Annotated in this window: 11 protein-coding genes; 6 read left to right on the top strand and 5 right to left on the bottom strand. The window is 59.7% G+C overall.

All coding sequences use genetic code 11. The features are described 5' to 3' along the window. Positions 1–5: 5 nt before the first annotated feature. The 6 genes from CKROP_RS10885 (at position 6) to CKROP_RS09105 (ending at position 8,088) form a co-directional block, all read left to right on the top strand. Positions 6–1,292, top strand: coding sequence for a hypothetical protein (locus tag CKROP_RS10885; protein WP_012732459.1), 1,287 nt, complete (start codon positions 6–8; stop codon positions 1,290–1,292). 521 nt (positions 1,293–1,813) lie between these two features. Next, the gene (gene rpsL, locus CKROP_RS09125) at positions 1,814–2,185 is read left to right on the top strand and encodes a 30S ribosomal protein S12 (protein ID WP_012732458.1); all 372 of its coding nucleotides are present in this window, start codon (positions 1,814–1,816) and stop codon (positions 2,183–2,185) included. Positions 2,186–2,188: 3 nt separating this feature from the next. Further along, positions 2,189–2,659, top strand: a complete 471-nt coding sequence (rpsG, locus tag CKROP_RS09120; RefSeq protein ID WP_012732457.1) for a 30S ribosomal protein S7 — start codon at positions 2,189–2,191, stop codon at positions 2,657–2,659. A 113-nt stretch (positions 2,660–2,772) separates the two neighbouring features. Then, a complete protein-coding gene (gene fusA / locus CKROP_RS09115) occupies positions 2,773–4,899 on the top strand; it encodes an elongation factor G (RefSeq protein ID WP_041628919.1) in 2,127 nt (708 codons plus the stop codon). Between the two features lie 422 nt (positions 4,900–5,321). Beyond that, a complete protein-coding gene (tuf, locus tag CKROP_RS09110; RefSeq protein ID WP_012732455.1) occupies positions 5,322–6,512 on the top strand; it encodes an elongation factor Tu in 1,191 nt (396 codons plus the stop codon). A 457-nt stretch (positions 6,513–6,969) separates the two neighbouring features. After that, positions 6,970–8,088, top strand: coding sequence for a hypothetical protein (locus CKROP_RS09105; protein WP_012732454.1), 1,119 nt, complete (start codon positions 6,970–6,972; stop codon positions 8,086–8,088). A 61-nt stretch (positions 8,089–8,149) separates the two neighbouring features. Here CKROP_RS09105 and CKROP_RS09100 read toward each other — a convergent pair whose 3' ends face one another. The 5 genes from CKROP_RS09100 to CKROP_RS09080 form a co-directional block, all read right to left on the bottom strand. Continuing rightward, positions 8,150–8,962 carry a class I SAM-dependent methyltransferase gene (locus tag CKROP_RS09100; protein WP_012732453.1) on the bottom strand — a complete coding sequence of 271 codons (813 nt, stop codon included), beginning with the start codon at positions 8,960–8,962 and terminating at the stop codon, positions 8,150–8,152. 307 nt (positions 8,963–9,269) lie between these two features. Beyond that, a complete protein-coding gene (locus CKROP_RS09095; RefSeq protein ID WP_012732452.1) occupies positions 9,270–9,824 on the bottom strand; it encodes an Asp23/Gls24 family envelope stress response protein in 555 nt (184 codons plus the stop codon). After that, positions 9,821–10,624 carry a DUF6286 domain-containing protein gene (locus CKROP_RS09090; protein ID WP_012732451.1) on the bottom strand — a complete coding sequence of 268 codons (804 nt, stop codon included), beginning with the start codon at positions 10,622–10,624 and terminating at the stop codon, positions 9,821–9,823. The genes CKROP_RS09095 and CKROP_RS09090 overlap by 4 nt, the downstream gene beginning before the upstream one ends. Further along, positions 10,624–11,943, bottom strand: coding sequence for an Asp23/Gls24 family envelope stress response protein (locus tag CKROP_RS09085; RefSeq protein WP_012732450.1), 1,320 nt, complete (start codon positions 11,941–11,943; stop codon positions 10,624–10,626). Before CKROP_RS09085 ends, CKROP_RS09090 begins: the two co-directional genes overlap by 1 nt. 2 nt (positions 11,944–11,945) lie before the next feature. Then, on the bottom strand, positions 11,946–12,134 hold the full coding sequence (locus CKROP_RS09080; RefSeq protein WP_012732449.1) for a DUF2273 domain-containing protein: 189 nt from the start codon (positions 12,132–12,134) through the stop codon (positions 11,946–11,948). Positions 12,135–12,221 lie beyond the last annotated feature (87 nt).

The raw sequence follows: 12,221 nt of genomic DNA, 5'->3' as shown, positions 1-12,221 counted from the left end.
TCACCATGACTCCCGACGACAACTCCTGGAGGCATTCAAGCAACGACCGCTCTGACGGCAGCGGGGGCAGTGACGGCTCGGACGACACTACGCGTGATGATTCGGCCGACGACACAAATCGCCAGAACCATAATCAAAGTGCCGACGACGGCACCGCCAACGAAAACCAACACGACGGCAGCCAAGGCAACGACGCTGCTGGTGAAGGTGCCCGAGCCACGGAAGGCAATGATTCGTCGGCAGGAACGTCCGACGCTCAATCCGCCGGGAGTCACTCGTCGGAAGAAGATTTCGAAACCCGCGAATGGCAGCCAGTCCAAGCGTGGAGTGAAGTCCGGAACCCCGACGGGAGTGTCTCTCCTCGGTCGGGGGACCCGTGGGGTAATTCCCAGCAATGGAACAACGCCGGCAACGGTGAGGGAAACGGCTGGAACAACGCCGGTAATACCGGGTGGAACAACGGGGGTGGCCAGCAGTGGAATGGAGGCGCCCCGGGCGGTTGGAACGGTCAGCCGGGTCAATATGGCCAGCAAGGGCAATACGGACAGGGGCAGTACAACCAGCAGCCCCGGTACGGACAGCAAAACCAACAACCTCAATACGCCCAAAATGCTCAGTACGGGCAGGGCCAGTCGGGTGGCTCCAGTGCCGTCGGATCGCAGGGGGAGTCTGACCAGTCGGGCTCGTCGATCTGGAAGGTCCTGCTTCCTATCATCCTTATCTTTGTCGTGGTCGCCGCGCTGATTGGAGCCCTGATGTGGAAGCCGTGGGAAAAGCTCAGTAACGACGGTGGCGCTCCGAGCAGTGAATCGTCGGCAATCCCGGAAGAACCGAGCAACGAGCCCACAGAGGAAACGACCACGGAGCCCGAGGACACCGAGACCACCACGGAAGACACCACCACCGAGCGGACAACCACGACGACAACGTCGAGCAACCACACGGGCACTGACATCCCAGGGTTGGGCCGCCAAGGATTTACGGATAACAGCGCTGCAACCTGTAATGCCGACGACGAATGGGTGTACGCGGGCATTAATGAGGACGGCGACAAGGTTGTCATCTGCCAGGTAGGGGACACCGACGGGTTCTACTACCGCGGTTGGTACCACGGCGGCGCGCTCGAGCGAGATGTGACGAGCCGCGGCTCCGATGGGAGGTCGTACTCGATGAAGAGCGGTGGAACCGTGATCAACATCGACGGATCCACCTTGAATGTTGTGCAGAACGGTAAGACGGTTTCTTCTTCCGTGTTTGACGGAGTGGCCACGCGGGAACCGGATTGGGGCTAATCGCGTTCCTCGAACATCCGGCCACCAAATAGCCGACGCCCGACGGGCGCCTGGCTAGCGAACGCCCGCCACTCAGTCCCAAATCCCACCGGTTTCCCACCACAAGTTTGGGAAAAATCCAGGTTATCGCTTAAACTGGAGCGCTGTGTCCGCCACGTGCGGGCGGGACAAACGTCCACCGTAGGCCAGCGAGAGCGGCTGACTCGTTCACGTACGCTCAAAAACCGCTGGTCACGGCGTTAAAAATCTCTTCCGAAAAGTTGCCTAGCGCAACGTCGGAAAGAAGTTTTTAGCACCACGGAATGAGCTTGCAAAGGCAGGTGCGAGCGGCAAGTAAGCACCCCGCCTGCACGGGCACTATGCCAGTGAGCGAGTGAAAAACCCGGTTTTGTTGTAATTTCCATCACACTTCGCGTGGATCATCTGAGGGCAGATCTATCCGGATCGGCTCCGCCAGGATCGGAAAACAATACCCCGGGAATGAACCGCAAACGCGTCAAAGAAACATAGAAAGTCGGTACATGCCTACTATTCAGCAGCTGGTCCGCAAGGGCCGCAAGGACAAGAAGGCCAAGGTGAAGACCGCGGCCCTCAAGGGATCACCGCAGCGCCGCGGTGTGTGCACCCGTGTCTACACCACGACCCCGAAGAAGCCGAACTCCGCCCTCCGTAAGGTTGCGCGTGTTCGTCTGACCTCTGGTATTGAGGTTTCCGCTTACATCCCCGGTGAGGGCCACAACCTGCAGGAGCACTCCATGGTGCTTGTTCGCGGTGGCCGTGTGAAGGACCTCCCAGGTGTCCGCTACCGCATCATCCGCGGCTCCCTCGACACCCAGGGAGTTAAGGATCGTAAGCAGGCACGTTCTCGCTACGGCGCGAAGAAGGAGAAGTAATTCATGCCACGTAAAGGTCCAGCACCCGCACGTCAGCTTCCGAAAGACCCGGTATACGGCGATACCATCGTCTCGCAGCTGATCAACAAGGTCCTCGTCGATGGCAAGAAGTCCACCGCCGAGCGCATCGTCTACGGAGCTCTCGAATCCTGCCGTGAGAAGACCGGCACCGACCCGGTTCTCACCCTGAAGAAGGCTCTTGACAACGTCAAACCCACCCTCGAAGTGCGTTCACGCCGCGTTGGTGGCGCAACCTACCAGGTCCCGGTCGAGGTTCGCCCTGGCCGTGCAACCACCCTGGCACTGCGTTGGCTGGTCATGTTCACCCGCCAGCGTCGCGAAAACACCATGACCGAGCGTCTCGCCGCAGAGATCCTGGACGCATCCAACGGCCTCGGCGCATCCGTGAAGCGTCGTGAAGACACTCACAAGATGGCTGAAGCCAACCGCGCATTCGCGCACTACCGCTGGTAATCACCTCTCCGGCGTAGCCAGACCAAGAATTACACGCAGGCCCGCCACCATCGGATCGCCACGATCGACTGGTTCCGGTGAGTGGGCCACCAAACTACGAGTTGGGGTACACAGTGGCACAAAAAGTGCTTTCTGACCTTCATAAGGTCCGCAACATCGGCATCATGGCCCACATCGATGCCGGAAAGACCACCGTAACCGAACGAATCCTCTACTACACGGGTATCAACCGCAAAGTCGGTGAAACCCACGATGGTGCTTCCACCACTGACTGGATGGAGCAGGAGAAAGAGCGTGGCATCACGATTACGTCCGCCGCGGTCACCTGTTTCTGGAAAGACAACCAGATCAACATCATCGACACCCCCGGCCACGTCGACTTCACCGTCGAGGTTGAGCGTTCACTGCGCGTCCTCGATGGAGCCGTCGCCGTGTTCGACGGTAAGGAAGGTGTTGAGCCGCAGTCCGAGCAGGTGTGGCGCCAGGCCGCTAAGTACGACGTCCCACGCATTTGCTTCGTCAACAAGATGGACAAGCTGGGCGCGGACTTCTACTACACCGTCGACACCATCGTCGACCGCCTCCACGCAAAGCCGCTGGTCATGCAGCTCCCCATCGGTGCTGAAGATGACTTCGACGGCGTCGTTGACCTGATCAACATGAACGCCATGACCTGGCGCGGCAAGGTCGACGTCGGAGCAGAGCCCACCATCGAGGAAATCCCGGACGACCTCAAGGACAAGGCCGACGAGTACCACGAGAAGCTGCTCGAGGCCGTCGCCGAGTCCGACGAAGAGCTCATGGAGAAGTACTTCGCCGGTGAGGAACTCACCACCGACGAGATCCACGAGGCCATCCGCAAGATGGTTGTGAACTCCGAGATTTTCCCCGTGTTCTGTGGTTCCGCCTACAAGAACAAGGGTGTTCAGCCGCTCCTCGACGCCATCAACTGGTACCTGCCGACGCCGCTCGACGTCGGAGAGGTCCACGGCCACAAGGTCGGCGACGAGTCCGTCGAGCTGACACGCCACCCCTCCGTGGATGCGCCGTTCTCCGCTCTGGCGTTCAAGATCGCCGCCCACCCGTTCTTCGGTAAGCTGACGTTCGTTCGCGTGTACTCCGGTTCCGTCGAGCCTGGCCAGCAGGTCATGAACTCGACCAAGGGCCACAAGGAGCGCATCGGCAAGCTGTTCCAGATGCACGCCAACAAAGAGAACCCGATGGACGTCGCCAAGGCCGGAAACATCTACGCTTTCATCGGCCTGAAAGACACTACCACCGGTGACACCCTGTGTGATGCCAATGACCAGATCATTCTGGAGTCCATGGACTTCCCGGATCCGGTTATTGAGGTGGCCATCGAGCCGAAGTCGAAGGCTGACCAGGAGAAGCTCGGTATCGCTATTCAGCGCCTCGCTGAAGAAGACCCGACATTCACCGTCAAGCTCGACGAAGAGACCGGCCAGACCGTCATCGGCGGTATGGGTGAGCTCCACCTCGACGTCCTTGTGGACCGCATGAAGCGCGAATTCAAGGTCGAGGCTAACGTGGGTGCCCCGCAGGTTGCGTACCGCGAGACCATCCGCAAGCCCGTCGAGAAGTACGAATACACCCACAAGAAGCAGACCGGTGGTTCGGGTCAGTTCGCGAAGGTCATCATCTCGCTGGAGCCCTACGCGCCCAACCCGGACGAGCTCGAAGAGGGCGAGTCCGCGACCTACAAGTTCGAGAACGCCGTTACCGGTGGCCGCGTGCCGAAGGAATACATTCCTTCTGTCGACGCCGGTATCCAGGACGCCATGCAGTACGGTACGCTGGCCGGATTCCCGCTGGTCAACATCAAGGCCACGCTGGTCGACGGTCAGTACCACGAGGTCGACTCCTCTGAAATGGCCTTCAAGATCGCCGGTGCTCAGGCGCTCAAGGAAGCCGTTCAGAAGGCGAAGCCGGTTCTGCTCGAGCCGATGATGGCTGTGGACGTCATCACTCCTGAGGAGTACATGGGCGAGGTCATCGGCGACGTCAACGCACGTCGTGGCCAGGTCCACTCCATGGAGGACCGCTCCGGCGCCAAGGTCGTCAAGGCCACGGTTCCGCTGTCGTCCATGTTCGGCTACGTTGGTGACCTCCGCTCGAAGACGCAGGGTCGTGCAAACTACACCATGATCTTCGATTCCTACGCGGAAGTTCCGACGAACGTCGCGCAGGAGATCATCGCGGAGCGCACGGGTAACAAGTAATCCGCGCACCCTCACCATTACAGCCCCTCGTCGATCGGGTTACAGGGTCGACGAAGGGCAACGCATGGTAAGGGCTAGCCAGGCACTATCCACAAAATGCTGTGAAAAGTTGCTGTTAATGCGCAGTGAATCACAGCAGCACATCACAGGAGTGTGTGATGTGAATAGTGTGTGGTGGCCGTTACCATAGAATCAAGGTCGGAGGCAGCTTGAAATACGTTGCCTTACCCCTTTATTATGCTGTAACTGGCAATATTTAAATCACCTCTCGTAGAGTCACCTTCTATTGACCCTGACCAGTGTCGACACCACTTTATGATCGACGATGACCAGGGTTAACAAGGTGAAAGTGTTTCTGCGAAAGGTAACACCACCCGTGGCTGCGAACGTCGTAGCCACCGAGAAGTCCAGGAGGACAAACAGTGGCGAAGGCTAAGTTCGATCGGAGCAAGCCGCACGTAAACATCGGTACCATCGGTCACGTTGACCACGGTAAGACCACCACTACCGCTGCTATCACCAAGGTTCTGTCGGAGAAGTACCCCGAAGAGAACCAGGCTTTCGCTTTCGACGCCATCGATAAGGCGCCGGAGGAGAAAGAGCGCGGTATTACCATTAACATCGCTCACGTCGAGTACTCCACCCCGAAGCGTCACTACGCTCACGTGGATGCTCCGGGCCACGCCGACTACATCAAGAACATGATCACCGGTGCTGCCCAGATGGACGGCGCGATCCTCGTCGTCGCTGCTACCGACGGCCCGATGCCTCAGACCCGCGAGCACGTTCTTCTTGCTCGCCAGGTTGGCGTTCCTTACATCCTCGTTGCTCTGAACAAGTGCGACATGGTTGATGATGAGGACCTCATCGAGCTCGTCGAAATGGAAGTTCGTGAACTCCTCGCTGAGCAGGACTTCGACGAAGATGCACCTATCGTTCACATCTCCGCTCTGAAGGCTCTTGAGGGCGACGAGAAGTGGGAGCAGTCCATTCTCGACCTCATGGATGCCTGCGACGAGTCCATCCCGGATCCGGTTCGTGAAACCGACAAGCCCTTCCTCATGCCGATTGAGGACATCTTCACCATTACCGGCCGCGGCACCGTTGTCACCGGTCGTGTGGAGCGCGGCAAGCTGAACATCAACGATGATGTTGAAATTCTGGGCATCAAGGAGAAGAGCCAGAACACCACCGTCACCGGTATCGAGATGTTCCGCAAGCAGCTCGACTACGCAGAGGCTGGCGACAACTGTGGTCTGCTTCTCCGTGGTACCAAGCGTGAGGACGTTGAGCGTGGCCAGATCGTGGCTAAGCCCGGCGCATACACCCCTCACACCGAGTTCGAGGGTTCCGTCTACGTCCTGTCCAAGGACGAGGGCGGCCGTCACACCCCGTTCTTCGACAACTACCGCCCGCAGTTCTACTTCCGCACCACCGACGTTACCGGTGTTGTGAAGCTCCCGGAGGGCACCGAGATGGTTATGCCTGGCGACAACGTCGACATGTCCGTCACCTTGATCCAGCCGGTCGCTATGGACGAAGGCCTCCGCTTCGCTATCCGCGAAGGTGGCCGCACCGTTGGCGCCGGTCGTGTGACCAAGATCAACAAGTAAGAACCTCTGACAACTCTCCCCGGTTTCTAACCGAGGGCTGAGAGGTCCCCCGCTGCTCCGTGCGGCGGGGTTTTCTTTATGTGCAGACGGGGCGGGGCGGATTCTAGTGGTCGTGGAAACAGGGGTAAGTAGCAAAAGGCGGTGCGGACAGAATTCTGGAGCCGAAAAGTGCGGGGGATATGTGCCTCGAATAAAAGTGCGGGGGCATTTGGTCACTTTTCGGCCATTTTTGACCATATTCCCCTGCAGTTTTCACCACCGACCCTGATATTCCCCCGCAGTTTTCCGGCATGCGGACACACTTTTGTCGAATAACCCTAAATCGCGGGGCCTGGCCGGCGAGCAGCCTCTCAACCCTATTCGCGTTTGTGCAGCAACAAGACAGAAACGCATTTGTAGGGCACAGGGGATATATAAAGTAGACCTAGATAGTTCCCTCATTTCCCGAAGGATCCCCATGTCCATCCTTTCGCAATATCTGCACACTGGCCGCCACCGTGCCCCCACATCCCCAAGACGCCGGATCCGTGTGCTCTCAGGCGCCGTCATTGCAGCTGCGGCGTTGTTCGCGCCGACGCTTGCGTTGCCAAGTAATGCCTCAGCAGCCCCGATGTCCAACGTTGACCAGAATGGAAATATCGCCGCTCCGGGGCGTACTCAGATTTCCTTCCAGAGCACGTTGACCGGTCACCACGTGGGAACTGCGAACGAGCACGAGTCGCGCCCAGGTTTGTCGCTGGTGAAGATGTACATCGCGGATTATGTGTTCGAGCACGGCACGCCCGAAGACCAGGCCAAGGCCACTCAGATGTTCCGCTTCTCTGACGACAATATAGCGAGTGAGCTCTACGCCAAATACCCGAATAGCATCAACGACCGCGCGGGAAAGTACCACCTGGCGGATACCCACGGGGCTCCTCATTGGGGCAACAGCACGACGTCAACGGCGGATTCGGTCGCTTATCTGGAGGCAAAGAAGCGCGAGAATCCGTTCGGCCCTGTCCTCTCTGCTTTAGCGACGGCATCTCCCGTGGCTGCCGACGGCTACACGCAGGACTACGGCACTGCACCGCTGCCCGGCGTGGGCACCAAGTGGGGATGGTCCGATGATCGCAGCTCCGTGAACGCGTCGGCGTCGTTCGGCCCGTTCTTCTCCGTCTCCGCAAGCACATACGGGCCGTCGCAGCAGTTGACCGACGATGTGCAGGGTGCGTTCACCAACCAGCCGTGGAATCCCTTAGCACTGGACGGTGTGGGCATCCCCGCGTCCGGAGCCCCCGCCCCTGCAGCCAACGAATCTGCACCCGCCGCGTTGACGTCATATCCCGCCCGCGCGGTTGCCCAATCGGCGTTCGACACGTATAGGAACGCCGCTTTTAAGGACTTCCAGGATCGCTATGCTCCGAACACCTTTGGTCCTATAGGCAATTCTTCGCCCTTCTGGCCGACGGTTAATGCCATGCGCGACGAGGCTCTAGCAAACATCGGCCAGCCGATCGTCAACGCCGTACCGGAGAGTGTTCCGGTCCCGAGCGCGGTCGTGCCGTTCCTCCCTCCGGCCCCGGCCGCTCAGTAAACCCGAGTAAGCCGGGTACACCCAAGCAAAGCCGGGCAGACCCGGCACCCGGCTAATCCCCCTACTTCTTCTTGGCGACGATGGCGATAGCGGTCAACTCGTTCTCGTATTTCTGGAACGTCTGCCGCATCCCCATCACGCGCTTGCGCACGTTCGGCTTCGTCGCAATGTTAAACGCGATCTTGAGGGTGCGCAGGATGCCCTCGTCGCTAATGATCCGCTTGGGCTCCAACAAGGCCATCGGGGCGAAGTGCGTCGTCTCAACCTCGAAGCCGTGCGAGGTCAGGAGATCCTGCCACTCATGCTCGGTGAGGGGGCGGGCGTTGACTTTGATCGACCGGGCCAGCGCCTTCCGCACTTCGGTTTTCGTGCCATCCGAGAGGTCATTGGGCTGGAGGCCGAGTTCGTGGATGGCGTACCGTCCGCCGGGCCGAAGAATCCGGTGGACCTCCTCAATGATGGCCGCTTTGCCCTTATCCCCCTGCATGGTCAGCATCGCTTCGCCAACGGCCACGTCGACGGACTCGTCGTCCAAGGTGGTGTTGTTCGCCCGACCCTGGAGAATCCGAATAGCGTTGGCGGGCATATGTCCCGACGCCGCCTGGTGCGCAGCCGCCGCAGCCAGGTGAGCCGCATCCGGGTCTTCGTCGACTCCCGTGTAGGAGGACGGCTCTTCCACCACGATCTTTTCCGCAGTTTTCCCAAGCCCAGGGGCCAGCTCCACGACGTCATGGTTGTGAATGGGCAACGCGCTGAGCATCTTTTCGGTCAACTCGCGCCCGCCGGGGCGAAGGACCTTCTTACCCACTTGCGCCAGGAGCCAGTGTCCAGACTGATTTTCGACGGGACGATCACTCATTGGAAGCCGTGGCATTTCTTCTCCTTGTGCTGGCCGTAGTTTTGTCTGTGTACGCTCAGGTCACGCTTCAGGCCACGCTAAGGAAGGCGACCTTGACTTTATTGTTCCACGGTGGTGAGGAAAACCCGTGGTAGCGGGGAGAGAAATAACTCACATATTAAATGCGCATTTATTGCCGACGCTGGTACCGCGTGGTCGTCGTCGATCCACTCGCACACATGAAAAACGGCTGACCACCTACCAAGTAAGTGGTTCAGCCGGCGTTACGTCGAAAACCCGTGTGCCCGGGGCCGAAGAAGCTCTCACAGCACCTCAGGCGACGCTAGCTCGCTTTATCCAGGTGGATGAGGAATCGCGTATCCACGTCTTCCTGGGGGAGCGCAGAAACGATATCCGACGCTGCTTGGCGGCACTCGCCCCGCACATGATCCAGATCGGCATGCGGGTCGCACCGCAACGTCATCGTCAGCACCTTCTGGCCACGGTCCACCTCAGAGCGGTATTTGCAGTCCGCAATACCGTCATACCGGGTGAGATCCTGCGACACAGCGGACGCGATGTCGTCCAGCCGAACGGTGACTCGTCCGTTGTCGGCAGATTCTTTTGCTTCCACCTTGGTGACGCGGCGGCGATCGATGATTAACCACCAGAACCAGAGGCCAAGAAGAATCAGGATTGCCGACGCCACACCGAGGACCGTCGGGTACCAGGACTTATCGGTCAACGTGCCCCAGAAGCTGGTGTCTGCGTACTCACCGAGCTTTTCGGCTGGTGTGAGGTGCAAGGCTAGGCCGATGCCCCATAGACCGCCTGCGATGAGGATGGCGGCGACCAGGATCATAATGATCCGGAGGAATATTGACTTTCCGTGGCTCATTGATCACTCCTTGGTCGGGCAAGCCGAACCTTGAGATCCGGCTGTGAAGACACCGCTTGAACGACGGGGCGACATGCCTTGTGCACGCGGTCGGACAGGCCGGGGTCGTCCGGGTCGCCGGTGACAGTGACGGTGACGCGCTTCGCAGTTGCCACGGTGGTGGCATTGAGCACGCCACGCTGGCCTTTTGCACGAGCGCTGCAGGCACGGGCGATGTCCACCGGGCGCATCCACAAGGAGGCTTCGTTGTCGATCAAGATGTGCGTCTTGGTCCGCGGACGAAGGCTAGCAATGAGAATAATGAGGCCCAGGATCAGGGCAATAACGGCGATGATCAGGAACATCTGAACCCAGTGAGCATGGCTGAGCCAATCGATGATCGGTTGTAGCCACGACGGTCCACTAATCGTGTCGGTTTCCAGAAGGAGTTCGCGGATTCCGACGGCGCCACCGGCGAGGAAGACCAGCCCAAGGATGAACATCCAGCCACGCGCCCTCGGCGACTTCCGAGGTTCCTTAGCCGGGCGGAAGCTCAGCTTCTTCCAGCTAGGAGTTGCGCTCTGTGCGCGGCTGTCAGGCGTCGTAGCGGCCTTGTTCGTATCTGCCTTCTTCGTGCCAGCCGACGTTGCCTCAGCCTTGTTCGCGTCACCCTTCGTTTCGGTCTTACCGGGCGTGGCGCCCTTCCCGTTCGCGGCCTTCGCCGCTTTTCCGGCAGGGTTGTCGGCCCGAGATTGGCCAATTCCGGCCTGAGCGTTGCCAGGTGTCGGTTCGTGTTCGGGTTTCAGTTGGTGTTTAGCCATTACTTCTGTCCCTTCCTCGAACCACCGTCAGCGTCGCGTCGTAACACAGGAATGCTGCGGTCTGAGCTCGGGGTTTTGCCCCCTGGGGTACCGATTGTCGACGGATACACCGTCCCGGGAGACACAACCGTCCGGATCTTCCGCGCGTTGCGCTCACGACGGCGCTGCGCCCGGGCGGCACGCTCGGCTTCCTTAGCCTTCCGCTTCTTCGTCGCATCGGACTCCGCGAATGGCTGTGGCCAACCTGCTCGAGCATGGGCAACAGCCTGCTTCTCGTCGTCCTCCAACGCCTGCATAACCTTGTTCTGGTCAACAGGCGTTTCGGGGGCCTTCGGGTGGGTGACCTCGGTCTTATCGACGGTGACCGGAGACGGCTTCAGCGGGTACGCGCGAACCGACTCGATGGGCATGGACTCCACCACGATGGGGTCGGTGCGTCGAGGCCCGATCTCTCCCACCAAGTGCGTGACCGGAATGCGCTTCGCGGTCGGCGTGATGCTCGGCGTGATCGGCGTCGGCGTCAGCGGAGGCTCCACCGGACGCGAATGCGTAACAATGCGCTCGGTCTTCCGTGGTTTAGCGGAGGTATTCACATGCACAACGGGCGTGCGATCAACCGACGGATAGATAGTGGGCCTAATCGGCTCAGGTGTCACCGGAGACTGAACATCGGTGCTGTTCACCGAGATCGGAGTCAGTTCCTTCCGCGTGTGCACCGGCGGCACCGGCATAACCGGCGTGCGATGCGCAACGACGTCCTTGAACGGTTCGATCCGCGTGTGCTGCGGATGGATGAGCTCGGTAGCAGTCCGATTGACGTGCACGGGCGTGAGAGTGACATCTCCAAACGGCTTTGGATGGAGAAGCGACGTCACCTGCCTGTTCGTCGTGACTTCCCGCGTCTCTAGTGGCGACGCCGTCACGGCCTCAATGCTGGGCTCGTGTTGGCGTGCCGCAATGTCCTCAGAGGTCACGCGCGTCGACTGGGAGTTATCGACGTCACCCGGAACAACCGCTGCGACGGCCACGTCGGCTTTGATAACGGGAATGTCCGTGTATCGCTCGACCCAGGAGTGCAGCGCTTGCCGCGCGGAGGCGGCAACTTCCGTGACCGGCGACGGCCACCGAACGGCGATCTGCGCCACGATGGACATGGCGCGGTTCTCGGAGTCGAGGTCGATCTCCCAGCGGGGGAGTTCGCGCCCCGTGACTTTGTCCAGTCCACTTGCGTGATGGATGCACCCGGGAACGGATGCTAGTGCTTGCTCAACAATCCGGCCCACGGCTTTCTCGGAGATAACTGTGGAGGGTTGAGGCATATTTAGCCCCTGCCTCGTCCGCCACTACGAAGCAGCGAACGCAGGTCTATGAGACCGTCATATTGTGCTCCGGCTAGGCCTCCGATAGCGCAGAATACGAGCACAAGGAGGAAGCCGGAAAATCCCTGGAGCATGATGGCGAGCGCCAGCATGAAGCCGACGACGACACCAATGGGAGTTGCGTATTTCATGATTTCACCTTCCTGGTGAAGATCCTTCCATGAAGGATAGGAGGGTTGGGTGGACTCGCAATCTGCGCCTTCTGTGGAGTGCTACCG

It is taken from the genome of Corynebacterium kroppenstedtii DSM 44385, from assembly GCF_000023145.1.
GTDB classification, from domain to species: Bacteria; Actinomycetota; Actinomycetes; order Mycobacteriales; family Mycobacteriaceae; genus Corynebacterium; species Corynebacterium kroppenstedtii.
The sequence above is the reverse complement of the archived record's forward strand: the minus strand, read 5'-3'. Positions and strand labels throughout refer to the sequence as shown.